Consider the following 26,581-nt stretch of genomic DNA (forward strand, 5'->3'; position numbering starts at 1 on the left):
GTTGATCAAGTAATAAACAGGTATGAAACCTTATTATCTTTTTGATCTGGCAAATCCTATTTGAGTTCTCACACAGCGGAATCCGATGTAGGAACGAGGCTGATTCTGAAATTCAGAATCTCTCATATCACCACGAATAAACCTACCTACATCTTTCCATGAACCTCCTTTTATAACCTTTTTCTTAGCGGCATAAGGGTCTTCTATGGCTGCGTTATATCTATATTGAGGATTAAGATCATTCATTACTTTACTTCCGGCTTCGTTATAAGTTGTAGATGTCCATTCAGAGACATTTCCAGCCATATCGTACAAACCAAATGCATTGGGTGAATAGCTACCCACGCGAGAGGTTATAAGATTACCGTCTTTAGTATAATTACCCTCTCCCGGTTTGAAGTTGGCCATAAAGCATCCTTTTTCGGATTGAGTACTTTCGGAATCCCAAGGATACTTGTTTTCTGATTTTCCACTTCTGGCTGCAAATTCCCATTCACCTTCGGTCGGTAATCTATAAGGTTCTATACTACGTCCTCTGGTTCCCATTCCCATTTTAAAGAACATGGTTCTCCATTCGCAAAATGCCGTAGCCTGCTCCCAAGTTACACCTACTACCGGATAGTCGTTATAACCCGAATGAGAGAAATACATACGCATATAAGGCTCGTTATACGCATTGTTAAAATCGTTCACCCAAACAGTTGTATCGGGGTAAATGTTAACGATTTTGGTATTTAGGAAATCGAATAACGAACTAAGGGGACGGTTGATTGTCATATTAACAGGTTTTCCGTTTTCATCAAGAAAAGCAGTATCCTTAGAAATCATAATCATTTCATTCGGATCAACCTGTATATCAGTATTCAAAACACGTTGAGCAGGGTTTAATCTATTGCGGCGTTTTGCAGCCTCTGTATGATCAAACCATTCGTATCTGAAATTAAATTGTTCGGGATCAAGACCTCTTTCTCCTGTGATAGGATTTACTTCGGTCAAACTCAATATCGCACGTTCTTCGTCTTCATTAGGACGTTTAGGGATTGGTCTTTTCCAATTGAGGTATGGCTTTACAGGGTCTCCATAACGATCTTCTGTAATTTTGTAAGTTTCATCACCTCCGAATGCAGGGTCAGCCAAACGTTCGCGAAGAATGGAGTCACGTACCCAATATACAAACTGACGGTATTCGGAGTTCGTTATCTCTGTGTCGTCCATCCAGAAAGCATCAACCGATACTCCTTTGGCGTTGGCAGTTATACCCCATAAAGAGTCACTGTCGGCAGGTCCCATAGCAATAGAACCACGTGAAACCAGAACCATTCCATAAGGACTGGATTCTGCCCATGATGAACTTCCGATGCCTACCAGTTCACCTCCTACGCTTCCCGCACCTCCCGGTTTCCCGCAAGAGGTTGTAAGCATCAGGACGGCGATAGATGCAAAAAGTAAATTCTTCATATAATTTATTGAGAGTCCGGATCTCTTTGTCATAAAAGTCTTGTTTCTGTATTAGTTATAATCACTAAAGTATTCTCACACTTTTGTGACTGTTTTGTCCACTTTTTGTAAGTTTGATAGGCATGGCATAACGAACAAAAAACTCATGACTTCCTCCACTGGCTTTCGCTATATCGGAATTTGAAAGGTCATAAGCATATCCTGCATCTATACCAAAGATATTTATTCCCAGCAAAAATACAAAACCATCGTCTTTTCTCCAAGTTACGCCTCCGTTAAACATCTTATTGTATACAACTCGTGCTGTTACATCATATTTTACAACTACATTATCGGTTTTTACCAATACCGAAGGTTGCAGTTCATACATCGGATTGCGTAATCTTATATTATATCCTGCTGTAAAATAGTATATTCTAGCGATGGATGTCGCGCCACCTTCATCAATTTCAAAACTAGGTTCGGTGATGTGTGTTGACGACACTCCTATATAATACTTGGGTGCCACCCACGCCAGTCCGATGTTGCCATCAAAAACCTTTGTCTGCTCTGTAGCCGAAGGTATATCTCCCATCTCGCCTTTTTGACCCTCAGGAATACGTATTCCTGAGGCATCGAAGCCAATACTTGTAAATCCTACTTGTACACCTACATTAAGGACATTTTTCTTCCAACGTTTTTTATATACGTACTGTCCGCCTACCGATGCATTCTTAAATAGACCGACCGATTCTGTCATTGCCAATATTCCTACACCATGCTTCCGTCCTAAAAAATTGAGAGGCATGTCTGCCGACATTATAAATGTTTTGGGAGCGTGTTCTACTCCTACCCATTGCTGACGGTGCATAAGGGTTGCTTGTATCGAATCTTTTTCGGCGGCAAAGGCAGGATTAAAAAAAGTTTTAACTTTCCAATATTGACTTACTTGTCCATCCCATTGAGCTTTTAGATCCAAAGAGAAGCAAAAACTAATAAGTAACGCCAGTAAGATATAACCAAATTTCATCAATACCTTTTATAAATCAAATATTTAGCTCGGCAAAAGTACATTTATTATTTAGTATGCCCCAAAAATATGAATAAATCTTAATTCTTTTTCACAATATGCGTGTTAAATAATCACATATAATAAAACACAAATTAAAAATAATTTACTTAAGCCTCGGTTTCTTCGGGTTCTACCCAGTCTCCATGAGATTTGATCAGTTCTACTAATCTTTCTACAGCTTGCTCCGAAGGAATATTTTTCTCTATGAGATCTTGTCTTTTATAGAGTGATATTTTTCCTTTTTCAGCACCTACATATCCATAATCGGCATCAGCCATTTCACCGGGACCATTAACAATACAGCCCATTACTCCAATCTTTAGGTGTTTGAGGTGAGAGGTCGACTCCTTTACTCGTGCAACAGTAGATTGCAGATCAAATAATGTACGTCCACAACTAGGGCATGAGATATATTCGGTTTTGGTTGTACGAACACGTGCTGCTTGCAATACTCCGAAAGTATAGGCGTCGATGTTTTTCTGAGGAATAGTTCCTTCATTTTCTATCATAGCACCATTTCCAAATCCATCAAGAAGTATAGCTCCAAAGTCAATACCTGCTTTTATCTGTATATCTTCTTCTTGATTTTCGTTGTATTTGCGATTGAGTACTATGGGTGTTTTACAATCGTTATTCATCAAAGTATGGATGAATGCACGCTGTTCTCCCACTCCATTTTTATGGTCTGTGGTTATAATAACAACAATACTTTGATCTGCCTTCAAAATAGATATAACCTCGTCCGATAAATCGGGGTAACCTAGTTGAAGAAATTTAATTGCTGCCTTATTATCTTTTATTTTATTGAAATTATCTCTATTGAATAGAGGATAAGTATTCTTTTCTTCTTTCCAACCATCAACATCTATAATTACAGAAATAGATCTTGGAGCTTCGGCTGGCAACTCTTTACCTACATATATATAATCGGGTAAGAAATGAACATTAAACTCGAAATTGCCATTCGACCTATTCGAAATCACAATAGGTAATTTGTCTCCTCCTATATTTTCTACACTATAAGTTTTACGTTTTAAAGTAGAGAATGGTGAGAAATCAGGATTAACAGTTGCTTTTATTTCGGGATGATTGGCACGTTCTAAAACATAATTTACCATCTTTTTGGCAACGGGAACTTCAAATTCGGGGTCTTCACTTAATGATACACGTACCGTATCACCAATGCCGTCCGAAAGTAATGCGCCAATACCAACAGCCGATTTTATACGTCCGTCTTCACCGTCTCCGGCCTCAGTTACTCCTAAGTGTAGAGGGAAAGCCAAACCTTCTTCGTTCATTTTCTGCACCAATAGGCGCACCGCTTTAGTCATCACAATGGTATTGGATGCTTTCATCGATATAGCTATATCAGTAAAATTCTGTTCGAGGCAGATACGAAGAAATTCCATGCACGACTCTACCATACCTTCGGGAGTATCTCCATAGCGAGTTAGAATACGATCTGATAATGACCCGTGATTCACTCCAATGCGAACAGCTGTGTTGTGCTCTTTGCAGATGTTGAGGAATGAGGTTAATTTAGTTCGTATCTTTTCTATTTCGATAGCATACTCTTCGTCGGTAAATTCTTTACCTTCAAAAACTTTTGCTCCATCTACAAAATTACCGGGATTGATACGTACTTTTTCTACGTGTTTTGCTGCAGCTTCCGCTGCACGGGGGTTAAAGTGAATATCTGCAATAAGGGGAGTATTGTATCCTCTTTTGCGGATTTCGTCTTTTATGTTTTTTAGATTTTCGGCTTCGCGGACTCCTTGAGCCGTTAGGCGTACATAATCTGCTCCTGCTTCAATGATGCGAATGGTTTGTTCTACACTATTTTCAGTATCATTGGTGTTGGTGCTTGTCATCGATTGTATTCTGATCGGATTATCGCCACCCAGAGGGGTATTCCCTATTTTTGCTATAGACGATACACGTCTTTTATAATTGAAAAAATCCATTTGAAGTTTTAATTAGTTGAATTAAACTTTAACAAAGGTAGATATTTTTTGTTCTCTCTATTTTATATCTAATGCTAAATAAATGATTCTCTTTTTCTAAAACACTATTGCATACTCTATTGTTGTATATTACAGTGATAAATATATCAAAAATAGTAATAAAGAAACCGTATATATGAATAAACCTTATTTATTGATGCTATTAGGTTGATTCTTATTTGTCTAGATTTTCAGTTTAAAGAGTGTAGCGAGGTTCTTTAATGCTCCGAATTTCTAGATATCCGAATTTAATTATATTTGTATGCTAAGTATTGGCTAATCTTTATTCAGATTATGCGATTTACTGAGTAGAATAACAAAACTTTGTCCTTTATATTTTACAAAATATGCATAAAAGATATTCAATCTCGTACCGCTTAGTCTTTTTGCTGGCATTGATCGTATGCGGAACCTCTGTATTTGCTCAAAAAAAGAATACCAATAAGAAAAAAGCTGTTGAAGTAGTTACCATAGATACTATTCAGATAGCCAAATTGTTTCCGAGAAAAGCTCCGGTAGTGCCTTTCCGCGATACTATATTCTATATATATGGTAGCATGGGATCTTTTACTTCAGAACAAAGAGCCAATGCAATAAGTGAAAGAATAAGAGCCTTATATGACGATCCTCGTTTTGATGACGATTCTATAAAGTTGATAGATATTGATGATAATATCAAGCTTGTATATAAAAATGAGTTGATTGTTAGTGTAGATACTTTGCAGGCTGCATTGGGAGAGAAAACAAAAATAGCACTGGCACAATCCTTTAGAGAGAAGATTATAGCATCTATTCATAAACATCAGGAGGAAAATAGTTTAAGGCGGATTGCTATTCAAGCAGGATGGGTAGGATTAATATTGCTGGTAATGTTTTTCCTGCTAAGAGGTATTTTCTTTGTATATCGTAGGGCTAAAATATTTATAAGGCTGCAAAGAGGAAAACGGATAAAGGGAATCTTTGGGCTTATAGATGCTGATAGGGAGGTACATCTCTTTATCTTTTTGCTTAAACTTCTACGGTTCGTTTTGATAATTATGTCTCTTTATTTGGGTATTTGGGCATTGTTCAAAGTATTTCCTAATACAACAGATCTTTCGGACCGATTATTGGACTATGTTCTTTCTCCTTTAAAATCGATAGCTCGTAGTGTGATCGATTATTTGCCAGAGTTCTTTACAATTCTGGTGATTATGGTTATATTTATGTATATCCGTAAATCTTTCCGCTTTGTTGCCCAACAGATTAGTACGGGTAAGATAACTATCAAGGGCTTTTATCCCGATTGGGCTACTCCTACATATAATATCCTGAATGTGATATTGTATATCTTTATGTTTATACTCATATTCCCTTATTTACCAAAGTCGGATTCTACAGTTTTTCAAGGAGTATCGGTATTTGCGGGTATTATGCTTTCGCTTGGGTCAACCTCTATAATAGGAAATCTTGTTGCCGGATTGGTTATAACGTATATGCGTCCTTTCAAAATAGGAGATCGTATTAAGATGGACGATTGCTTGGGGGATGTTGTCGAAAAAACTGCACTTGTAACACGGGTAAGAACTCTCAAGAATGAGATTATAACAATACCCAATTCGAATGTGATGAACACTAAGACCCTTAACTATTCGGCTTCTGCACGTGAATATGGTTTGATTTTATATATACATGTAACAGTTGGTTACGAAGTTCCATGGGAGCAGGTGCAAGAACTGCTTTTAACCGCTGCTTCGAATACTGATAATCTGATGAAGAAGCAGAAACCCTTTATATTACAAACTTCATTGGATGAATTCAATATAGAGTATCAGTTGAATGTATATACAAAAGAGGCTGGAAAGATGAGTGCAATATATTCTGATTTACGAAAACATGTGCAAGATGCATTTAGAGAAGCAGGTATAAATCTTGTTTCGCCTCATTATATTATAAATCAGAATTTCGATGGGGATAAAAATCAGACGGAAAATGTAGTTGAACCTACTCCTTCTAAACCTTCAGATAAGTAAGGGGCTATTATTAAATATTTCTCTAAAATAAGTCGTAAACCACTGATTTAATAAATAAGTTTGTGACATTACTTTATACTATCCATTTGCTCTTTAAAAAAGAGGCTATACTTTTCAGCGGACGTTCCATCCAGATGAAGACCGTCTGTTGTAGTATATCCGTTACAATCGGGCATATCAATATACTGATACTGATCTCGAGAAAATGTTTTGTAAAATTGATTGCGTATAGCTGTCGGTTTATTCAATCCGCATAATTCATGTTGAATAGGCATTTCAAAAAATACCACAGTTGCGTTGTTTCTTTCAAGAATGTCAACATAATGTTTGAGAAGTTGAATATCTTTCTCCAAGTCTGAGGCATTGGGGATTTGTGATTCTTCTTCTAACAATCGTGGTAAAATTTTAGCAAGCATATCTACTTCTTCTGTTCCATTCTGTTCTCTAGTAACTATTTTTCCTGCAATGGTGTGTAGTATGGTTTGGGAAATATATAATCCATAAGCCGTAACCTTTTCGCCATAGGGTATTGCTATGAATCCCATAGGCTGTTTGCCATCGCGAATAGGCATAAAATACTTACGGAGAAAAGTCATTACTGGATTATTCAACGAAGTGGTAAAGTCAACAGAGGCTTTCCTATCGACCTTATTCATTTCAATAAAAACCTTTTCGGGGTACACTCCTTTTTTAGTTATGGTTTGCAATCCGTCAAAAATACCAAGCCCTCCCATAGATAGATTGTAGACATCGGGTAGATAGCCAATAATAAGTCTGTCTGCTAATGACGATCCTACAATAATATTTTCAACCGAATCGGTATTTGAGTATAGATATTCTTGAGCTTTTATCTGATTATCCTGCCATTGGTGTTCCGATACAAATCGATGAGGATCTGCTACATATGTTACTATAACTGTATAAGCTATAAATATAAGGAGGAATGATAGTAAGGTTTTTTTTACCATAATCCCGATATTTTAAGAAAATAAAAGTACTTGATAATATATTCTAGAGTCATAACAGTCTATCGTTTTGTACCTGATAAGTATAAAATAGGTATGAGACCTTAAAATTGAAAATAAATAAATGAACCACTCGTTCCTGAATTTGTAATTACAAAAAATAAAAGAATTGCATAAAGTATATATTCTTTCTTTTTTAAGATGAACCAAAATTTACTATCTCTATATAAATACAACATATGGTAAATGATAACAGGAATTGAATATAAAATAATATACATATTCAGTTTTACATTACTTTGTATAAAGACATTGTTTGCCATCGACTCAAAGTATTTGATAACATGGCTAAAGTCGGGTAATTTAAATAGTAGCCAAGCCAATGTAACCATCGTAAATACAAAGAATCCTTTAATTACAAGAAGAAATCGGGGGAGCTTTATTTTGATATTGTCGTTTGTAAGTCTTTCTATTGCTAACATTCCTCCATGGAATGCACCCCAAGTAGCGTAGCTCCAACCTGCACCGTGCCAAAGTCCGCCAAGTATCATGGTAAGTAATAGATTGAAATAAGTTCGCCATTTTCCTTTGCGATTACCACCCAAAGGGAAATATAAATATTCCATCAAGAAAGTAGAAAGAGAAATATGCCATCGTTTCCAAAACTCCTTGAAAGATGTAGATATATAGGGGAAGTTAAAGTTCGTTTGAAAATCGTATCCGAATAGTTTAGCCAAGCCTATTGCAATTAATGAATAGCCTGCAAAATCGGCAAAGATCTGGATAGAATATCCAAATAACATTGTAGATAGATCGATTGTAGAATATTTTTCAAAGAAAGGATAACTGATCCAAAAAGTAAAATTCTTAAGATTATCTGCAACAACCATCTTTAAGAAGTATCCAACGATGAGGTTTTTAACCGCACTTTCCCAATTTATCTCTTTGAAGCGTTTATCCATTATTTGAGGATAAAAATCATGAGCCTTCAAAATAGGACCTGCTATAAGGTGTGGAAAGAATGAAATGAAAAACAAAGTTCGCTGAGCGTGTTGTAGTAGCGATGAAGGGATGAATGTTTTAGACTTTTCATTCGCATCTTTATCTCTCCATACATCTATCAATAAGCTTATTCCCTCGAAAGTAAAGAATGAAATACCTATAGGAAGCGGAATCATAAGTAGGAAATGTCCTACTGAGCTATCGGGGGTGAAAAGCGTGGCTGATATTAATGGGCTATACTTGAAGAAAGCCAATCCGAGAACATTAAGAATAACACCTGTTGTAGCAACTACTTTTCTTTTCTGTGGATTACCATATACTACATAATAGCTGGTAGCAATATTCAGTCCCGCAGAAAAAAGTAAAAGGAGTGTAAACCAGGGTTGATCGTATGCATAAAAGATCAAACTGGAAATCACCAATATAGATACCTGATGTTTAGATACCTTGGGTAAATAATACAGGATAAAAGTTATAAGGAATAGAATGAGAAAAGGTACACTTGTAAATAACATTTATAGCGATTGATAAATGATTGGGGTGTAAGTCAACTAAAATATAATAGGCTGTAGTGTGAGTATACTATTAAAGAAAAAAAGTTACTACTCAATTGCTGAGGAGTAACTTTTATGCTTTTGGAAAAGATTTTATTTTCTGATTCCAAGCTCTTTGATGATAGCACGATATCTGTTGATATCTACTTCAATTAGGTAATCTAATAAACGACGACGTTTACCTACCAACATTTTAAGAGCACGTTCAGTGTTATAATCTTTGTGATTTGACTTTAAGTGACCAGTCAAATGCGAAATACGGTACGAAAACAATGCAATCTGCGCTTCAGGTGAGCCAGTATCAGTGTTAGACTTTCCGTATTTAGCGAAGATTTCTTCTTTCTTTTGCGAATCTAAATACATAATTCGTTTTTTATTTTGATTAAAAATTCGGTGCAAAGATAGTAGTTATTTTCTGTCAAACAAATGTTTATGATATTTTTTGCCCCAATAAAGACTGTTTAGAAGAGAGTTTTTATATTTAGTTGGGCTGTGGGAATGAGATATATTCATCAGTTTACTCAACTTTCAAAGCAAAACATTTAATGTTTATTAAATAGAGAATAATTTTGTTGTTTAAAATTGTAAAGTCCATGTTACAATTCACTATATTTGTGTTAACAAAAAAACTAAATAAAAAGATTGATGTTATAACATTCAAAATTAAGTTGTATTCAATCTTTTAAAGACTAATATATAGTAGACTATGGATCTTATTAATGAAATCATTGCCAGAGCAAAAGCAAACAAACAACGCATTGTTTTGCCCGAAGGAACAGAAGAAAGAACAATAAAAGCAGCAGATCAATTGCTTGCTGATGGTGTTGCCGAAATTATTCTGATAGGAAATCCTACCGAAATAAAAAATCTGGCTGTAAAATTTAATTTAACTCATATTGATAAGGCTCAGATAGTTGATCCTAAAGATAATGCAAAGAAGCAAGAGTATGCCGATTTACTTTTCGAATTACGTAAGGCTAAAGGTATGACTCCAGAGCAAGCAGTGACATTGGCAGAAGATCCATTGTATTTGGCTTGTTTGATGATTAAGAATGGCGATGCTGATGGCGAAATTGCAGGAGCTCAAAATACAACCGGAAATGTATTACGTCCGGCATTACAAATTATAAAAACTGCACCAGGAATAAGTGTTGTTTCGGGAGCATTTATGATGTTTGTAAAAGACAACGAATATGTACCTAGTGGAGTATTGGTATTTGCAGACTGCGCTGTAACACCAAACCCAACAGCACCTCAATTAGCAGAAATTGCAATAGCATCAGCACATACAGCAAGAGCTCTTGTTGGTGAAGAGCCACGAGTAGCTATGTTGAGTTTCTCAACAAAAGGAAGTGCAAAAGATCCTATGGTAGACAAAGTAGTTGAAGCTACGGCTTTGGCGAAAAAAATAGACCCAACTGTAGAAATTGACGGAGAGTTACAAGCTGATGCGGCATTAGTTCCATCGGTAGGAAACAGTAAAGCTCCCGGAAGCTTGGTTGCAGGTAAAGCGAATGTGCTTGTATTCCCTACATTGGAGGTAGGTAATATCAGTTATAAGTTGGTACAGCGATTGGCTGGAGCCGAAGCTGTAGGTCCTGTTTTACAAGGTATGGCTGCTCCTGTTAACGATTTATCAAGAGGATGCTCGGTAGACGATATTTATAAAATGGTAGCTGTAACTGCTAATCAGGCAATAGCTGCGAAAAAGAAATAAAAAGTACATACCCTTAATTATTGAAGTTTAAATAACACTAAATATGGCTGAAATAGTAGAACCGATAGAAGGTTACGGATTAAGTAAAAAGGATCAGGAGAGAGCATTATTCTCGAAGATAGGTGTTGTCGGTTGCGGTCGTGATGGACGCAGTATCGTTAATCTGACGGCGCAATCGGGTATGGAGGTAGTATTTATCGAAATATCAGAAGACAAAATACAAGATGCTTTAAGAGAAATAGAGCATAGTTTAGATACAAAAATAGAAAACTGGGGACTGACTCAAACCGAGAAACGTGGTACAATGGGACGTATCACTGGTTCTTTGGATTATTCAGACCTTAGAGATTGCGATTTTGTAATAGAGTGTATTCGTTACGAAGCAAATGGCGAACGTAGTACAACACTGCGTAAAGAAGTATTCAAGAAACTGGAAGAAGTTCTTTCGCCCGATGCTATTATTGCAACCAATGCAACCACAGTTATTATCAGTGAGCTTTCGGCTGACTTGAAATATAAAGAGCGTTGCGTGAGTTTGCATTTTCCTATTCCTCACAGCGATGCAAGATTGCTCGAAATTGTAAAAGGAACGTTTACTTCTCCGGAAGTAGTAGAAAAAGTAATTCGTTTCTCAAACCTAATCAAACACCTGCCAATAGAAGTTCGCGAGAGTAGCGGCTTGGTTAGTATGCGTTTGATGACGGTTATGTTGAATGAGGCGTGTCATATATTAATGGAGAATTTGACTTCGATGGAAGATATCGACAAAGAATTCACTGTTATTTATGGACAACGTTACGGTATATTCGAATTAGCAGATCTTTTGGGTATTGAAAAAATTGTTATGTTGATGGAAGACATGTTCAATGAATATGGAGATCGTAAGTACAAAGCATCGCCAATTTTGTGGAGATTGTATCATTCTAAACAATATGGTGTGCAAACAGGAAGAGGTTTCTATATTTATGATGAAGCCGATAAACGAGTGTCACCTAACAATTTAATTTAAGCAAAAGATCATGAAAATATTAGTACTGAACTGTGGAAGTTCGTCCATAAAATACAAGCTTTTCGATATGGAAAGCAAAGAAGTAGTTGCTCAGGGAGCTATTGAGAAAATAGGATTAAAAGGTTCTTTCTTGAAGTTTCCTTTCAAAAATGACAAAGTTATACTCGAAGGTGAGATTTTGGAACACAAATCGGGTATAGAATATATATTAGGAGTATTGACCAGTGAAAAATATGGCTGTATTAAATCTTTAAGTGAGATTGAGGCAGTAGGTCATCGTGTAGTACATGGTGGTGAAAAGTTCAACAAAAGTGTGCTTATCACTGATGATGTAATGGCGAAAGTGGTAGAGTGTATAGATATTGCACCTCTTCATAATCCACCAAATTTAGCTGGTATTAATGCTGTTAAAGACTTGATGGGTGATATCCCTCAAGTAGCGGTATTCGATACAGCATTCCATCAAACAATGCCTTCAAAAGCATATATGTATGGTTTACCTTATTCGTTGTACGAAAAATATGCAATTCGTCGCTATGGTTTCCATGGTACAAGCCATAGATATGTAACCCGTCGAGCATGCGAATTTTTAGGAGTTCCCTACGAAAGCCAAAAAATAGTATCGGCACACATTGGTAACGGAGGTTCTTTGGCTGCTGTTACAGAAGGAAAATCTGTTGACACAAGTATGGGAATGACTCCCGTTGAAGGTCTATTGATGGGAACTCGTTCGGGTGATGTTGATGCAGGCGTTTTGTCTTTCATCATGGAAAAGGAAAATGTAGGACCTCAAACCATGTCTACTATCGTTAATAAATTTAGCGGTTTGTTGGGTATTTCAGGATTGTCATCTGATATGAGAGATATACGTGCCGGGGTAGATAAAGGCGATAAGAGAGCCGAGCTTGCATTCGATATGTTCACTTATCGTATAAAGAAGTATGTAGGAGCTTATGCTGCCGCTTTAGGTGGTATGGATATACTTATATTCACTGGAGGTATTGGCGAAAACCACTCTATAACAAGAGAGATAGTATGTAAAGATCTCGAATTTATGGGAGTTAAATTAGATTTTGATAAAAACAACGAGATTCATGGGGATGAAGCTGTTATTAGCGCTCCTGATTCGAAAGTTAAGATTGTAGTAATTCCTACAGATGAGGAATTTATGATTGCTTCCGATACAATGGAAATCGTAAGTGCTTAATATGATACTTTCTTATATATAGAGATGCTATGAACTGAATAAGTTAAGTAAAACTTAAAACAAGCCACAATTAAATATTTAATTGTGGCTTGTTTGCATAAGATGCTGCAAAATATGTAATTTTGCATCTCAAATCTAAGTAAACAAAGGTAATTACTGAGATGTTTAAATACATAACAGTTTATCATTGTTATGCTTGTCAAAATTTTAAATAGGTCTGAGACCTTAGGATAATGAAAAAAGAGAAAGAAAAATCATACACTTTGCCCGCAGAGTGGCATCCCCAAAGTGCAATTCAGTTAACATGGCCTCACTATGGAACAGATTGGGATTATATGCTCGAAGAAATAACTACATGCTATATAAACTTAGCACGGATAATTCTTCAATACGAAAAACTAATTATTGTTTGTCGTGATGATGCGGCTGTAAAATTGAGATTGAATGTTGACGAAAGTCTTCTTCAAAATCTTATTTTGGTAGAACTACCAACAAATGATACTTGGGCGCGCGATCATGCAGGGATTTCGGTTTTTGACGAAAACAATAAAAAATACGTATTAGATTTTACATTTAATGGTTGGGGACTTAAGTTTCCATCTAATTATGATAATCAGATAAACAGAGGTTTGTTTGTTACTAAAACTTTTCAATCTGATGTAAAATACGTCAATAAAAAAGACTTTGTACTAGAGGGAGGAGCTTTGGAATCGGATGGAAAAGGCACATTGTTGACAACTTCCGAATGTTTATTATCTCCCAATAGAAACTCAGCCTTCACCAAAGCTGAAATCGAAAATTATTTGATTGATATTTTTGGTCTAGAGAGAGTGTTGTGGCTGGATCATGGATATTTAGCAGGAGATGATACAGATAGCCATATCGATACATTAGCCCGTTTGTGCGATGAGCATACCATTGCTTATGTAAAATGTGAGGATCAGGCTGATGAACATTATGATGCTCTTTTAAAAATGGAGAAGCAGATTAAGAAGTTTCGTGATCTTGAAGGGAATCCTTACAAGTTAATTACATTACCTATGGCTAATAAAGTTATTGTAGATGGACAACGTCTCCCTGCAACATATGCCAATTTCTTAATAATGAATGAGATTGTACTTCTTCCATTCTACAATACAGACAAAGATGTAGTGGCTCTAGAGCAATTGCAAAAGGCTTTCCCAAATCGAAAAGTAATAGGGGTAGATTGCTCTGCTATCATCAAACAGCATGGGTCATTGCATTGCATTACTATGCAGTATCCTGAAGGTTTTGTGTAATCTTAAATAATACGAAAAATGAAAATAGGAATAATACAACAATCGAATACTTCGGATATAGAAGTTAATATAGATAAACTAAAAAATAATATTAGAGATCTTGCTGTAAAAGGTGCTGAACTGATAGTATTGCAAGAATTACATAACTCACTTTATTTTTGTCAAACAGAGAATACAGATGTTTTTGATCTGGCAGAAACTATACCAGGTGCATCGACTGATCAGTTTGGATTGTTGGCTAAAGAATTAGGTGTTGTATTAGTTCTTTCTTTATTCGAGAAAAGAGCTCCCGGGTTATATCACAATACAGCGGTAGTTATAGAAAAAGATGGTTCGATTGCAGGTAAATATCGTAAGATGCATATACCGGACGATCCTGCATATTATGAGAAATTTTATTTTACTCCTGGAGATTTAGGGTTTCAACCTATTGAAACGTCTTTAGGTAAATTGGGTGTTCTTGTTTGTTGGGATCAATGGTATCCTGAAGCTGCACGTTTAATGGCATTAGCAGGGGCAGATCTCCTTATTTATCCGACAGCTATTGGTTGGGAGTCAACAGATTCAGACGACGAAAAAAACAGACAAAGAGATGCATGGGCTATCTCTCAACGCGGACATGCTGTTGCAAACGGTTTGCACGTGGTTTCTGTGAACAGGGTAGGACACGAACCCGATCCGTCAAATCAAACAAATGGCATTCAATTTTGGGGAAGCAGTTTTGTTGCAGGTCCTCAAGGTGAGATACTTTGGAGAGGATCAGATGATAAAGAAGAGAATCAGCTTATAGAGATAGATATAAAAAAATCGGAAGATGTACGACGCATTTGGCCTTTTTTTAGAGACCGTCGTATAGATGCGTTTTCAGAGATCACAAAAAGATTTATTGACTAAATCAACACCAGATTACAATATTTGCAAGATCTGCGCGTTTTTCTTTTGCAGAGCTTAATATCATGTCATGGAAGAAATAAAACTATATAATATCGTAATCATAGTAATTGCGTGTGTAATTGCGATTATCATCGAAATGATGTTATTACCCAGAGTAATTTATATTGCTAAGAAGAAACGTTTATTCGATTTACCTGATAAGAGGAAAAAACATAGTTGTCCAATACCTCGTTTAGGAGGAATTACATTTACTCCCGTAATTCTTTTAGTGGCTTTATTTTCTCTTTTCTTACGATTTAGATTTCAAATTTGGGACGAAGAGCTGTTCTTTTATAGAATACCCGAAATATTACTTCTTGTCTGTGGTTTGCTAGTCATATACTTATTAGGTGCTAAAGACGATTTAGTGGGTGTTGGCTTTAAGAAGAAATTTGCAATACAGTTTGTAGCTTCCCTTTGTATAGTTGGTAGCGGTGTCTATATTGATAATCTATATGGCTTGTTAGGTATATATGAAATTCCAGATATTATAGGAGTTTTATTAAGTATCGGGCTAATCATGTTCACCACGAATGCTATAAATTTAATTGATGGAGCCGATGGTTTAGCTTCAGGAGTGAGCCTTGTTGCTTTAGTTATGTATGGCATATTGTTTGGTCTCTATGGTATGTGGACATATGCAGGCATAGCCTTTATAATGATAGGACTATTGATGCCTTTCTTTTATTATAATTTTTTCCATCCCACTCGTAAAATATTTATGGGAGATACTGGCTCGCTAACATTGGGCTATATGCTTGCTTTTATGATATTGAGATTGGTTAAGTATCCTCCAAGTGTAGATGTTGTGCCATCCGGTTTATTGTTGTTGGTTTTGGTTGCTTTGTTTATTCCATTGTTCGATGCTTTAAAGGTGATGTTTGTTCGTATATCTATGGGTAGAGCTCCTTTTTCTCCTGATAGGAATCATATACATCATAAATTGATTGATCTGGGGATTTCTAAAAAGAGAACTGTATTTGTGATTGTTTTAACTAGTACCTTTCTTATAGTGAGTAATTGGGTTTTACTCAGTTATCTGAACTGTAATATTGTTCTTGTACTCGATTTGGGCTTAGGTCTATTGATAAATATGTTTATTTATAGACGTACCAGACAGATGCAGCAAGTAAAGGGAGACGTGGTTGAGATTGAAGCAGAACAAGTGCTTGAAAAAGAGTAATTATACAGCAAACCCGACAGTAAATATACTTATTTTAGCCTCTGGACATGATGTGATTAGTTTTGCACACACCTCTAATGTTGATCCAGTTGTGATGACATCATCAATGAGTAGGATGTGTTTATCCTTAAATTGATCTTCGTCTTTTATTCCAAATATACCTTCTGTATTTTTCCATCTTTCGAATTTTGAATTCTTAGTCTGAGACGGATTGTCTATAATACGAATCAAATTATCTGTGTTTACGGGAATATTTGTTTGTTTTGATATTCCATTTGCAAGCATTAGAGCCTGATTATACCCTCTGGTTTTTAATCTGTTTTTGTGTAAAGGTATAGGAACTATAAAGTCTACATCTTCAAAATAACTACTTTTTAGAATCTCTCTCCCACATATTTCACCTACATACACAGCTAAGTGAGGATTGTTTTTGTATTTGATTTCGTGAATAATTTTTTGGATATCTCCTCCTTTTACAAAATAAGCGAATGAAACTATACGGACAAAAGGGAAACGTCCGGCAAAAAATACTTCTAATTTGTTATCGGCACTTGTAAGATGGTTTGTCTTGGGTAGTTTGTGTAGACAATTCAAACATATAAATTTTTCACTACTAACAAGCCTTTCTTCACAACAAACGCATAGACGAGGAGAAAAGAGTTCAAAGAAATGATTCAAAATAGTCTTCACCATCGGTATCCAATATTTTTGATAAACATTTCTTTATTTGATCGAAAGAATAGCCTCTGCCCATTGCGAAACGGACTAGTTTAGTCCATTTTTCATAATCGTTAGAAGCCTTTACACTTTTGGTTTTGGTGATGAGTATTTTCATAAGAGGAGTCTCAAAATCTGAACCTTCTATCTCTTCGAAGCAGGTATTGATTGTAGATTCTGAAATACGTTTTTTCTTCAACTCAAATACAATTTTCACCTTGCCCCATTTATTAAATTGTATCTTATCTTTTATGAAACTTCTGCAATAACGTTCTTCGTTCAGAAAGTTTTCTTTTTTTAATCGAGCTACAATTCTTTCACAACTCTCTTCTTCTAATTCCCATCCTTGAAGTTTTTTACGGACATCAGATTCTGCTCTTTCAGCTTTCGAGCAGTAAGCAGCAATCTTGGGTAAAGCTTGGGTTTCGGAGTATCTCATTCTACTTTATGATATTCCGCTTTTACAATGCGGTTGTTACCTGAAATATCCTTAATCAGTTGGGTATTAGAGAAGCCCCTGTCTTCAAGCATTTTTACTGTTTCTTGTCCTTTCATTCTATTTATTTCAAAATAGAGTTTACCGCCATTTGTTAGTAGTTGTGTAGCCACATCAGCTATCCGATTATAAAATACCAAGGGGTTGTTGTCTGCTACAAAAAGAGCTGTATGAGGCTCGTATTTCAATACATTAGTATGCATTTCAGATTTTTCTGAATCCAATACATAGGGAGGATTACTTACAATTATATCAAAAGTTCGTTGATTGGGATATTCGCCAAGTATATCAACTTGAGTAAATAGGACGTTAGCAGAATTGTTTTTGCTATTTAAATTAGCGACTTCTAGCGCTCCTTTTGAAATGTCCCATCCTTCGATAATACTCTTAAGGAGATATTTCTTTAGAGATATTGCAATACAGCCACTTCCTGTTCCTATATCCAGAATTCGGGGTTGATCTGTTTTATTTTCTTTCAGAATAAGTTCAACAAGTTCTTCCGTTTCGGGACGGGGAATAAGTACATTTTCATTTACGACAAAAGGTAATCCGTAGAATTCAGTTTCTCCCAATATGTACTGTATCGGTTCAAAATTTTGTAGACGTTCTACAATCTTGTCTATTTTTAGAAGCTCCTCTTCTGTTATTTTCTTACTTTTGTCTGATAAAAGAGCTGGAATTGATGATTTAGTTACATTTTCGATCAATAGTCGGATAAGTCCTGAAATTTCAGTATCAGGATAAAAATCGGATAGTGATTTTCGGATATTTAGGATTATATCTTGCATAACGGCAAAATTATATAATTTAGAGTAAAAGGCAAGTTTACTTGATGGCTTTCTTATATTAAGGAAATAAAAAATATAAAGAGAGTCATTTAAAGTTGGAGGAGGATATAATGGTTTACTTGCTAATGTATTATATAGGCTTGCAGTTCTAAATAGTATTGGATTTCTAGAAATAATAAAGAGATGTTTACAGACGACAAATATATGAAACGATGCTTGCAGTTGGCTTCCTGCGGAAAAGGGTATGTTGCTCCTAATCCGATGGTTGGCGCTGTGGTTGTACATAATAACAAAATAATAGGAGAAGGCTATCATCGTCAATATGGAAAGGCGCATGCTGAGGTCAATGCTATTAATGCAGTCGAAGACAAAAGCTTATTAAAAGAATCGACCATTTATGTGTCTTTAGAGCCTTGTTCGCATTATGGTAAAACTCCTCCATGCTCACAGTTGATTATAGACTCGGGTATTCCACGTGTTGTAATAGCAACTCTCGATCCATATCACAAGGTATCGGGTAGAGGAGTGAAGATGCTGGAAGAAGCAGGCATTGAAGTTGTAATAGGAGTGTTAGAAAAAGAGGCTCAATATTTAAACAGGGCATTTTTTGTTTCGCAAACTCAAAACAGACCATATATATACTTAAAATGGGCACAGACTAAGGATGGTTTTATTGATAAAAAGAGAGAAGATGGAGTAGTGGCAGAGCCAACCCCAATTTCTAATAACTTAACAAAGACTCTTGTGCATAAATTGCGATCGGAGGTTTCGGCTATTATGATTGCAACAAATACAGCGGTAAACGACAACCCTTCGCTTACAACACGTTTGTGGTTTGGTAAAAATCCTGAAAGAATAGTTCTGGACAGAACCGGACGAATTCCTCGAAATTATCATCTTTTTGATAACAAAGTAAATACAATCGTTTTTACGGAAGGATCAGAAATTGTGCATGATAAAACAAACTTTGTACATGTTTTGTTCGATCGAGATCTCATCCCATCCGTCTTGAAAGAGTTAAATAAAAGAAAAATAGACTCTCTACTTGTTGAAGGGGGAGCCTCTCTATTACAAAGCTTTATTGATAGCGGAGCTTGGGACGAAGCCTATGTAGAAGTTGCTGACAAACGCTTTGTGGAGGGAACAAAAGCTCCCAATATACAAGGTGAAATAGTTGATGATCGAAAAATCATAGACTCCCATGCTATACATTTGATGAACACTCAGAATTATAAAATATTATAAATATTATGTTTCTTCGAGTTTTAGTGGAAAATCTTTCTATTTTTGCACACTGATACTGTATAAAACCGTATAAACAAAATGAATATAAAGTATATAACTTATCTATTTTCGGGTTTACTCCTTTTTTTATTATTTCCCTCTTGTAGTGATAACGACACCACCACAGACTATACTTCTTCTGGATCGAAAGACGCTCAAATTTATTCTTTTTCGATAACAGCAATTGCTCCTATAAGTAAAGATTCTGTTCAAAGAGCACAAGATTCTATTCGTTTTATACGAGTTGGGAAAACTAAATTTGCTATTGACCAAGTAGCTGGAGTTATTTATAATCCGGATTCATTGCTTTATGGTACAGTACTCGATTCGGTAAAAGTTGCTATAACATTTAACCCAAGTTATCAGCCAAGTAAGGTCTTAGTGACTACTCCCGACTCAATCAATGGTTATGTTTGGAACTTGACAGACTCTATAAGTTTTGCTAAACTGCCTGTTACATTTACTGTTACATCGCCAAGTGGAAATCTAAAAACTTATGATATTGATATTCGCACTCATAAGATCGATCCTGATACTATGTTGTGGCAGAAAATGACCTCATACCCAAGTGTTTTTGGAGAATCAAAAACTTTATTAAAAGATAATAGTTTTTACACCTATGCAATCAGCGGCAATTCGACTCTATTGTATTCGAGTGATAAATCTTCGACTTTAAGTTGGGCAAAACAAACTTTATCAGGATTTCCAGCTAATGTGAAACCTGAAAGTATTTTTCTGTTGAATGGAGTTTTTTATGCTTTAGATCAAACAGGAAATTCTTATAAGTCGGCTAATGGTAAAGATTGGACAAAGCTAACGAGCGGAAAAGTGTTAACTTCAATTTTGGGAGTTTTACCGGCAGATGACAGAGCGAATGACCAATTATTGGTTACCTATTATAGAGGGGATGGGTATTATTTTGGAAAGACTAAGGATTTAATCACTATATCAGAGGTGGCAAATATTAGTGTATCTCCTTATGATAATAAAGTTCCATCTAATTTTCCTTTACAAAAAGCCGCTTCTTATACCAGTTTTACAACCAATAAGAATAAGAGAATGCTAATCTTAACCGGTGGTGCAAGCATTACTGGTACAGAGTTGGCTTATACTTGGCTTATTAAAGACTCGAATGATGGATTGGAGATGTCTCCATTTATAAAGAATACTCTTTTTAAAGGAGCGGGTCTTTCTAATTTTGTTTATGGAGATAATTTATACGCATTGAGCAATAACCAGTTTTATATATCTGCTTTATGGGGCGAATCGTGGGTGATAGCTCCCAATAAACAGAAATTTGATTCGGCTATTACAGCACGAACAGGACAAACGGCTATTGTTGATAGCAATAACTTTATCTGGGTATTCGGAGGAGTATCAGCGAACAAAGGAGTATCAGATGTCTGGAGAGGACGTCTAAATAGCCTTATACGTTAAATGTAAGCTGCCTTAAAGAAAATAGAGTTATTCACATATTTATGTAGAACAAGATTATTTGATGAGAAGACGTAAGCATGAAGATAGAAGCAAGATATATATTCTCCTGTTAGTTTTCATGGGACTGATTTCTTCTGCGAATAGCTTTTCTCAAGAGTATCAATACGAAATAGGAGGTATGACCGGAATATCTTCGTATATGGGAGATGCAAATAAGACTAACCCATTTCAGAATCCTAATTTTGCACTTGGAGCAGTATTGAGATATAATAAAAACTTCAGATGGGCTTACAAGGGGAATATTCTGATTGGCGGCGTTTCTGGTGATACCCGTAAATCGGGCAATGTTTTTCCGAATCAGCAAAATACTTCGTTTAAAAGAACGTTTTATGAAGTAGGAGGGCAGATCGAATACAACTTCTTCCATTATAGTGATAAATATCAGTATCTTGGAACGAGGCGGTTTTCTCCTTATATTTTTACAGGATTGGGACTTACGGTTGGTTCGGGAGACGAAACTTTTTTGGGGATGAATTTGCCATTGGGCATGGGCCTTAAATATAAATGGAAAGATCGCTTAAATCTAGGATTTGAATTTTCGTTCCGAAAACTATTTGGTGACTCGTTTGATGTAACTTCTAAAGATGGAGGTTTATCTTTAGATGATCCGTATAATATAAAGAGTAGCTTTTTCAAGAATAAAGACTGGTATATTTTGACTATGTTCTCAGTCACTTGGGATTTTGGTGTACGTAGCAAATCGTGCGTAGATAGTTTATATTAAGTATTTAACGGTACTATTACTTAATACAGCTAAGGGGGCGAATTACTAATAAAAGCATTAAAAAGGTTTAAGACCTTAATTCATATATAAAGAGAAAAATAGATGTCGCTTTTAGAGAAAATAAATAAAGATCGATTACCACAACACGTAGCCATCATTATGGATGGTAACGGACGTTGGGCGAAGCAACGCAACCTTGATAGAACATTTGGGCACAAAGAAGGAGCTGTATCAGTTCGAAAAGTGATAGAAACAGCAGCAAAACTAGGTATCTCATATATTACATTATATACATTTTCGACCGAGAACTGGAATAGACCTGCCGAAGAGGTGGAAGCTCTTATGTCTCTTTTGATTGAATCGGTATCAAGAGAAACACCTGATCTTCTTAAAAATAATATAAGACTACAAGCTATCGGAGATTTAGATCGATTACCGGCTCAAACTCGTGCAGCTCTCGATGGCAGTATTAAAGAAACATCTGTAAGTACTGGTCTTACGCTAGTATTAGCTTTGAGCTATTCTGCGCGATGGGAAATAACAGAAGCTACAAAAAAGATAGCTGCGGCTATAAATTCAGGGGAATTAACTGATGTTGATGAATCTACAATTAGTGATTTTTTGACAACAAAAGGTATTCCCGATCCCGATTTGTTGATTCGTACGGGAGGAGAACTCCGAATAAGCAACTTCCTACTATGGCAGGCGGCTTATTCTGAATTCCATTTTACAGAGACTCTATGGCCCGACTTCCGCGAAGAGGCATTATATGAGGCAGTAGTAGATTATCAATGCCGTGAAAGACGTTTTGGTAAAACAAGTGAACAAATCAACAGTTAATAGAATTAAACAAAAAAAGAATATGCTCAAAAGAGGTTTATTTGCTTTATTATTATCATCTTTTATTTTTAAAATTGACGCACAAGTCCAACAAACGGATAGTGTGGCAATAAAAGCTGTGAATGAAGCAATAGCGAATTCAACTAGTTCTGTTGATAATGGTCCACTTCCTGTAATAACTTATAGTCTTACTCCCAAAAAGTATCAGATAGCAGATATAACAGTGTCGGGTGTTAAGAATTCGATGTATGAAGATTTTGTACTTATAGGGTTTTCCGGATTATCAGTTGGTGATAACATTGAGATACCCGGTTCTGAAATAACAAATGCTGTAAGACGTTTTTGGAAACAAGGACTTTTTTCGGAAATTAAAATTACTGCCACTAAAATAGTTGGTGATAAAATATGGTTAAATCTTGAATTAAAAGATCGTCCTCGTATTTCTGATATCTCTTATGAAGGAATAAAGAAAGGCGAAAGAGAAGATATTGAAAGCAAGCTGGGCATGGTGAAGGGTAATCAGATTACTCCTAATATGGTAGACGGCGCCAAGAAGATAATCAAAAGATACTTTGATGATAAAGGATTTAATAATGCTGTTATTACTATAACACAAGTTGAAGATTTATCGAAAGAGAATCAGATTATTCTGAAAATTACGGTAGATAAGAAAGAGAAAATTAAAGTATATGATGTTACCATAGATGGTAATACTGAGGTTTCTGATGAAACGCTCGAAAAGGCGATGAAGAAAACGAGACATAAACATACTATGTCTGCTAAGGTTCGAAACTTCCTTCGTTCAACAAATTATGTACCCGAAAATTATGAAGCAGATAAACAAAATCTGATTGCTAAATATAACGAATTAGGATATCGTGATGCTCGTATTCTATGGGATACAGTATATAAGTATAACGATAAAAAAGTCCAAATAGATATTAAGCTTGACGAAGGGCAACAATATTTCTTACGTAATATAAATTGGGTTGGTAATACAGAATTCTCAACAGATCAATTGAATGCGGTATTGAATATGAAACCCGGAGACACGTATAATCAAAAGAAATTATCGGCTCGTTTAACAGGAGATGATGATGCTGTGGGTAATTATTACTATTACAACAATGGTTATATATTCTATCAGGCAGATCCAGTAGAGATAAATATTGATAAAGACTCGGTTGACCTTGAAATACGTATTTTTGAAGGACCTAAGGCTACAATACGAAAAGTAATGATTTCAGGCAATGATCGTCTATATGAAGATATTGTTAGACGTGAGCTTAGAACTAAACCGGGAGCATTATTTAGCCGTGAAGACTTGATGCGTTCGTTACGTGAGGTTGCCCAAATGGGACACTTTGACCCTGAAAAGATACAACCGGATGTTCAGCCAGATAGAGAGTCGGGAACTGTGGATATAGCTTATCCGTTGGTTTCTAAAGCCAATGACCAAGTTGAGTTTTCAGCAGGATGGGGACAAACAGGTATATTAGGTCGTCTGAGCTTGAAGTTTACAAACTTCTCTTTGAAGAATTTATTAAATCCAGGATCGTATAAAGGTATTATACCTCAAGGAGAGGGACAAACCTTACAATTGAGTGGACAAACGAATGGTAAGTACTACCAATCTTATTCGGTATCATTTACCGACCCTTGGTTTGGAGGTAAGCGTCCTAACTTCCTTTCAGTTGGAGCATACTATTCTATCCAAACAGGTGTAAACAGTAGTTTCTTCAACAATAGTTATTTGAATAATTATTATAATAACCAATATAACTCAGGATTTTCGGAGTCGTATCTGAATAACTCTCTTGACCCTGATAAGTCTATTAAAACCTTTGGTATATCTGTTGGTTACGGAAAACGTTTAAATTGGCCGGATGACTACTTCCAATTAGAAGGAGGTTTATCATACCAATTATACAGTATGAAAAACTGGGATTATTTCTTGGTTCGTAATGGACAAAGTCACAATATTAGTGCATCTGTAACACTGTCTCGTAACTCTATCGATAACCCTATATATACTCGTAGAGGTACTCAGTTTTCGTTAAGTGTACAAGCAACTCCTCCTTATTCTGCATGGAATGGAGTAGATTATGCTGCCATGGGTAATGATGTTGAAGGGGTTGATGCAGGAGAGAAATACAGATGGGTAGAGTATCATAAATGGAAATTTAAATCTAAGACATTTACATCTTTGATGCCTTCTATACAAAAGACTCCAGTATTGATGACTCGTGCTGAATATGGTTTGGTTGGATATTATAACAAACACAAGAAATCTCCTTTCGAAACATTCTATATGGGGGGTGATGGTATGTCTGGAGCTTCTTCAGGATATGCGACTGAAATCGTTGGACTTCGTGGATACGAAAATGGATCTATCGGATATTATGCAAGTGCATATACTCGTTTAGCTCTAGAGCTTCGTTACCCATTGATTCTTGAGCCATCATCAACAATCTATATCTTGTCATTTGTGGAAGCAGGTAATGCTTGGAGTGATATTAAAGATTTCAATCCATTTGATCTTAAACGTTCAGCAGGATTTGGAGCACGTATCATGTTACCTATGATCGGACTTATCGGTATCGATTGGGCTTATGGATTTGATAAAGTCAACAATAGCCGTCAGTATGGAGGAAGCCAATTCCACTTTATTATCGGTCAAGAGTTTTAATAAATGTTGATTTTAACACTATTTACGTGTTGTGCAGTAAACTAATTAGAGAAATAGTTGTCTTATATATGTATGAAATAAATTTTGAGACATTATGAAGAAATTTATTTTATTATTCGGATTATTTATTGCGTTTGCAGCAAGTGGCTATTCGCAAAAGTTTGCACTTATTGATATGGAGTATATATTGAAAAATATAAGTAGCTACGAAACGGCCAATCAACAATTGGAAGCTATATCAAAAAAATGGCAAACAGAAGTGGAGACCTCTCAGCAAGAAGTACAGAATATGTATAAGACTTATCAGTCAGAAATAGTATTCTTATCAGCAGATCAAAAAACGAAGAGAGAGAACGAAATTGTTGAAAAAGAGAAAGCCGTACAAGAACTTAAACGAAAATACTTTGGTCCCGAGGGCGAAGTTTTCAAAAGACGTGAGGCTCTGATTAAACCTATACAGGATGATATTTATAATGCAGTAAAAGAAATCTCAGATACTAAGGGATATCAATTGGTATTGGACAGAGCATCAGCCACTAGTATTATTTTTGCCTCTCCACGTATAGATATCAGTAATGAAGTTTTATCTAAACTCGGATATTCAAAATAAATTATATACATTTGCGATCAAAGAATTAAAAAAACAATAAAAACAAAGAAACCGAAGCATTATGTTTAAAAAATTAGTAATCCTTTTTCTTATTGTTGCTCCAGTAGGAGTGTACGCACAAGATAAACTAGCCTATATTAATACTCAGGAAGTATTTACTCAAATGCCTGAGATTAAAGATGTAGAGACAAAATTGTCTGCTAAACAAGAAGAAATTCAAAAGAATTTGGCTGCTATACAAGCTGAGTATGATAAAAAACTGGAAGAATTTAAAGCTTCTACTGCAGAAGTAACAGAAGCAGTTCTTACAGATCGTCAAAAACAAATTCAACAAATCCAAGAAAGATATGAAACTTATCACGAAAACAGTGAAAAAGAGTTTCAAGATCTACGTCAACAACAATTGGCTCCTGTTCAACAAAAGTTGCAACAAGCAATCAAATCTGTAGGAGACAAAAACGGATTTACATATATTATCGAAGTAGGAGCAGTTCCTTACGTTTCTACTAGTGCAGTAGATGCAGGTAAATTAGTAAAAGCAGAATTAGGTATCAAATAATTA

The 26,581-nt window shown here is 35.7% G+C and carries 23 protein-coding genes; 14 read left to right on the top strand and 9 right to left on the bottom strand.

Annotation, left to right across the window (positions count from 1 at the left end; genetic code table 11):
• Positions 1-33: 33 nt before the first annotated feature.
• From HGC4_RS05690 to HGC4_RS05700, 3 genes are all read right to left on the bottom strand, one after another.
• Positions 34-1,458 (bottom strand): T9SS ring complex lipoprotein PorK/GldK, encoded by a 1,425-nt coding sequence (locus tag HGC4_RS05690; RefSeq protein ID WP_050709196.1) that lies wholly within the window; start codon positions 1,456-1,458, stop codon positions 34-36.
• A 64-nt stretch (positions 1,459-1,522) separates the two neighbouring features.
• On the bottom strand, positions 1,523-2,467 hold the full coding sequence (locus HGC4_RS05695) for a PorP/SprF family type IX secretion system membrane protein (RefSeq protein ID WP_050709165.1): 945 nt from the start codon (positions 2,465-2,467) through the stop codon (positions 1,523-1,525).
• Positions 2,468-2,616: 149 nt separating this feature from the next.
• Positions 2,617-4,473, bottom strand: a complete 1,857-nt coding sequence (locus HGC4_RS05700; protein ID WP_050709166.1) for a 4-hydroxy-3-methylbut-2-en-1-yl diphosphate synthase — start codon at positions 4,471-4,473, stop codon at positions 2,617-2,619.
• Between the two features lie 386 nt (positions 4,474-4,859).
• Between HGC4_RS05700 and HGC4_RS05705 the strand changes: the two genes are divergently transcribed.
• The gene (locus tag HGC4_RS05705) at positions 4,860-6,524 is read left to right on the top strand and encodes a mechanosensitive ion channel family protein (RefSeq protein WP_050709167.1); all 1,665 of its coding nucleotides are present in this window, start codon (positions 4,860-4,862) and stop codon (positions 6,522-6,524) included.
• 68 nt (positions 6,525-6,592) lie between these two features.
• On the opposite strand, the gene HGC4_RS05710 is transcribed toward HGC4_RS05705, so the two are convergent.
• The 3 genes from HGC4_RS05710 to rpsO form a co-directional block, all read right to left on the bottom strand.
• The gene (locus HGC4_RS05710) at positions 6,593-7,492 is read right to left on the bottom strand and encodes a hypothetical protein (protein ID WP_050709168.1); all 900 of its coding nucleotides are present in this window, start codon (positions 7,490-7,492) and stop codon (positions 6,593-6,595) included.
• A gap of 101 nt (positions 7,493-7,593) precedes the next feature.
• Positions 7,594-9,006: an MBOAT family O-acyltransferase gene (locus HGC4_RS05715; RefSeq protein ID WP_050709169.1), complete on the bottom strand. Its 1,413-nt coding sequence runs from the start codon at positions 9,004-9,006 to the stop codon at positions 7,594-7,596.
• Between the two features lie 132 nt (positions 9,007-9,138).
• Complete coding sequence (rpsO, locus tag HGC4_RS05720) at positions 9,139-9,408, bottom strand: 30S ribosomal protein S15 (RefSeq protein ID WP_050709170.1); 270 nt, start codon at positions 9,406-9,408, stop codon at positions 9,139-9,141.
• 343 nt (positions 9,409-9,751) lie between these two features.
• On the opposite strand from rpsO, the gene pta reads away from it, so the two are divergent.
• The 6 genes from pta (at position 9,752) to HGC4_RS05750 (ending at position 16,374) form a co-directional block, all read left to right on the top strand.
• Entirely contained in the window at positions 9,752-10,762 is a 1,011-nt protein-coding gene (gene pta, locus HGC4_RS05725; protein WP_050709171.1) for a phosphate acetyltransferase, read from the top strand.
• Between the two features lie 43 nt (positions 10,763-10,805).
• Positions 10,806-11,771, top strand: a complete 966-nt coding sequence (locus tag HGC4_RS05730) for a 3-hydroxyacyl-CoA dehydrogenase family protein (protein WP_050709172.1) — start codon at positions 10,806-10,808, stop codon at positions 11,769-11,771.
• Between the two features lie 10 nt (positions 11,772-11,781).
• Positions 11,782-12,978, top strand: coding sequence for an acetate kinase (locus tag HGC4_RS05735; RefSeq protein WP_050709173.1), 1,197 nt, complete (start codon positions 11,782-11,784; stop codon positions 12,976-12,978).
• Between the two features lie 233 nt (positions 12,979-13,211).
• Complete coding sequence (locus HGC4_RS05740; protein WP_050709174.1) at positions 13,212-14,258, top strand: agmatine deiminase family protein; 1,047 nt, start codon at positions 13,212-13,214, stop codon at positions 14,256-14,258.
• An 18-nt stretch (positions 14,259-14,276) separates the two neighbouring features.
• Positions 14,277-15,152 carry a carbon-nitrogen hydrolase gene (locus tag HGC4_RS05745; RefSeq protein WP_050709175.1) on the top strand — a complete coding sequence of 292 codons (876 nt, stop codon included), beginning with the start codon at positions 14,277-14,279 and terminating at the stop codon, positions 15,150-15,152.
• Positions 15,153-15,219: 67 nt separating this feature from the next.
• Positions 15,220-16,374, top strand: a complete 1,155-nt coding sequence (locus tag HGC4_RS05750; RefSeq protein ID WP_082204082.1) for an MraY family glycosyltransferase — start codon at positions 15,220-15,222, stop codon at positions 16,372-16,374.
• Here HGC4_RS05750 and HGC4_RS05755 read toward each other — a convergent pair whose 3' ends face one another.
• The 3 genes from HGC4_RS05755 to prmC are packed head-to-tail and all read right to left on the bottom strand — an operon-like array spanning position 16,375 to position 18,375.
• Complete coding sequence (locus tag HGC4_RS05755) at positions 16,375-17,067, bottom strand: ComF family protein (RefSeq protein ID WP_199327769.1); 693 nt, start codon at positions 17,065-17,067, stop codon at positions 16,375-16,377. It abuts the gene before it with no gap.
• Positions 17,036-17,530, bottom strand: coding sequence for a regulatory protein RecX (locus HGC4_RS05760; protein ID WP_050709177.1), 495 nt, complete (start codon positions 17,528-17,530; stop codon positions 17,036-17,038). Before HGC4_RS05760 ends, HGC4_RS05755 begins: the two co-directional genes overlap by 32 nt.
• Positions 17,527-18,375 carry a peptide chain release factor N(5)-glutamine methyltransferase gene (prmC, locus tag HGC4_RS05765; RefSeq protein WP_050709178.1) on the bottom strand — a complete coding sequence of 283 codons (849 nt, stop codon included), beginning with the start codon at positions 18,373-18,375 and terminating at the stop codon, positions 17,527-17,529. Before prmC ends, HGC4_RS05760 begins: the two co-directional genes overlap by 4 nt.
• Before the next feature lie 183 nt (positions 18,376-18,558).
• On the opposite strand from prmC, the gene ribD reads away from it, so the two are divergent.
• The 7 genes from ribD to HGC4_RS05800 all read left to right on the top strand — a co-directional run bounded on the left by ribD (position 18,559) and on the right by HGC4_RS05800 (position 26,578).
• Positions 18,559-19,620 carry a bifunctional diaminohydroxyphosphoribosylaminopyrimidine deaminase/5-amino-6-(5-phosphoribosylamino)uracil reductase RibD gene (gene ribD, locus HGC4_RS05770; RefSeq protein WP_050709179.1) on the top strand — a complete coding sequence of 354 codons (1,062 nt, stop codon included), beginning with the start codon at positions 18,559-18,561 and terminating at the stop codon, positions 19,618-19,620.
• Positions 19,621-19,698: 78 nt separating this feature from the next.
• On the top strand, positions 19,699-21,096 hold the full coding sequence (locus HGC4_RS05775) for a DUF6242 domain-containing protein (RefSeq protein WP_050709180.1): 1,398 nt from the start codon (positions 19,699-19,701) through the stop codon (positions 21,094-21,096).
• Positions 21,097-21,157: 61 nt separating this feature from the next.
• On the top strand, positions 21,158-21,880 hold the full coding sequence (locus HGC4_RS05780) for a type IX secretion system protein PorG (RefSeq protein ID WP_050709181.1): 723 nt from the start codon (positions 21,158-21,160) through the stop codon (positions 21,878-21,880).
• Positions 21,881-21,982: 102 nt separating this feature from the next.
• Complete coding sequence (locus HGC4_RS05785; RefSeq protein ID WP_050709182.1) at positions 21,983-22,720, top strand: isoprenyl transferase; 738 nt, start codon at positions 21,983-21,985, stop codon at positions 22,718-22,720.
• Positions 22,721-22,742: 22 nt separating this feature from the next.
• Positions 22,743-25,409, top strand: coding sequence for a BamA/OMP85 family outer membrane protein (locus HGC4_RS05790; protein WP_050709183.1), 2,667 nt, complete (start codon positions 22,743-22,745; stop codon positions 25,407-25,409).
• 94 nt (positions 25,410-25,503) lie between these two features.
• Entirely contained in the window at positions 25,504-26,019 is a 516-nt protein-coding gene (locus tag HGC4_RS05795; RefSeq protein WP_050709184.1) for an OmpH/Skp family outer membrane protein, read from the top strand.
• A 61-nt stretch (positions 26,020-26,080) separates the two neighbouring features.
• Positions 26,081-26,578: an OmpH/Skp family outer membrane protein gene (locus HGC4_RS05800; protein WP_050709185.1), complete on the top strand. Its 498-nt coding sequence runs from the start codon at positions 26,081-26,083 to the stop codon at positions 26,576-26,578.
• Positions 26,579-26,581: the final 3 nt, after the last annotated feature.

It is taken from the genome of Dysgonomonas sp. HGC4, assembly GCF_001261715.1.
Lineage (GTDB): Bacteria > Bacteroidota > Bacteroidia > Bacteroidales > Dysgonomonadaceae > Dysgonomonas_A.

Coding starts and splice junctions, on each gene's coding strand:
- HGC4_RS05695 (WP_050709165.1), bottom strand. CDS start 2,467: ATGAAATTTGGTTATATCTTACTGGCGTTACTTATTAGTTTTTGCTTC.
- HGC4_RS05700 (WP_050709166.1), bottom strand. CDS start 4,473: ATGGATTTTTTCAATTATAAAAGACGTGTATCGTCTATAGCAAAAATA.
- HGC4_RS05705 (WP_050709167.1), top strand. CDS start 4,860: ATGCATAAAAGATATTCAATCTCGTACCGCTTAGTCTTTTTGCTGGCA.
- HGC4_RS05790 (WP_050709183.1), top strand. CDS start 22,743: ATGCTCAAAAGAGGTTTATTTGCTTTATTATTATCATCTTTTATTTTT.
- HGC4_RS05750 (WP_082204082.1), top strand. CDS start 15,220: ATGGAAGAAATAAAACTATATAATATCGTAATCATAGTAATTGCGTGT.
- rpsO (WP_050709170.1), bottom strand. CDS start 9,408: ATGTATTTAGATTCGCAAAAGAAAGAAGAAATCTTCGCTAAATACGGA.
- HGC4_RS05710 (WP_050709168.1), bottom strand. CDS start 7,492: ATGGTAAAAAAAACCTTACTATCATTCCTCCTTATATTTATAGCTTAT.
- HGC4_RS05730 (WP_050709172.1), top strand. CDS start 10,806: ATGGCTGAAATAGTAGAACCGATAGAAGGTTACGGATTAAGTAAAAAG.
- HGC4_RS05795 (WP_050709184.1), top strand. CDS start 25,504: ATGAAGAAATTTATTTTATTATTCGGATTATTTATTGCGTTTGCAGCA.
- pta (WP_050709171.1), top strand. CDS start 9,752: ATGGATCTTATTAATGAAATCATTGCCAGAGCAAAAGCAAACAAACAA.
- HGC4_RS05735 (WP_050709173.1), top strand. CDS start 11,782: ATGAAAATATTAGTACTGAACTGTGGAAGTTCGTCCATAAAATACAAG.
- HGC4_RS05715 (WP_050709169.1), bottom strand. CDS start 9,006: ATGTTATTTACAAGTGTACCTTTTCTCATTCTATTCCTTATAACTTTT.
- HGC4_RS05690 (WP_050709196.1), bottom strand. CDS start 1,458: ATGAAGAATTTACTTTTTGCATCTATCGCCGTCCTGATGCTTACAACC.
- HGC4_RS05785 (WP_050709182.1), top strand. CDS start 21,983: ATGTCGCTTTTAGAGAAAATAAATAAAGATCGATTACCACAACACGTA.
- HGC4_RS05780 (WP_050709181.1), top strand. CDS start 21,158: ATGAGAAGACGTAAGCATGAAGATAGAAGCAAGATATATATTCTCCTG.
- ribD (WP_050709179.1), top strand. CDS start 18,559: ATGTTTACAGACGACAAATATATGAAACGATGCTTGCAGTTGGCTTCC.
- prmC (WP_050709178.1), bottom strand. CDS start 18,375: ATGCAAGATATAATCCTAAATATCCGAAAATCACTATCCGATTTTTAT.
- HGC4_RS05740 (WP_050709174.1), top strand. CDS start 13,212: ATGAAAAAAGAGAAAGAAAAATCATACACTTTGCCCGCAGAGTGGCAT.
- HGC4_RS05745 (WP_050709175.1), top strand. CDS start 14,277: ATGAAAATAGGAATAATACAACAATCGAATACTTCGGATATAGAAGTT.
- HGC4_RS05800 (WP_050709185.1), top strand. CDS start 26,081: ATGTTTAAAAAATTAGTAATCCTTTTTCTTATTGTTGCTCCAGTAGGA.
- HGC4_RS05775 (WP_050709180.1), top strand. CDS start 19,699: ATGAATATAAAGTATATAACTTATCTATTTTCGGGTTTACTCCTTTTT.
- HGC4_RS05755 (WP_199327769.1), bottom strand. CDS start 17,067: ATGGTGAAGACTATTTTGAATCATTTCTTTGAACTCTTTTCTCCTCGT.
- HGC4_RS05760 (WP_050709177.1), bottom strand. CDS start 17,530: ATGAGATACTCCGAAACCCAAGCTTTACCCAAGATTGCTGCTTACTGC.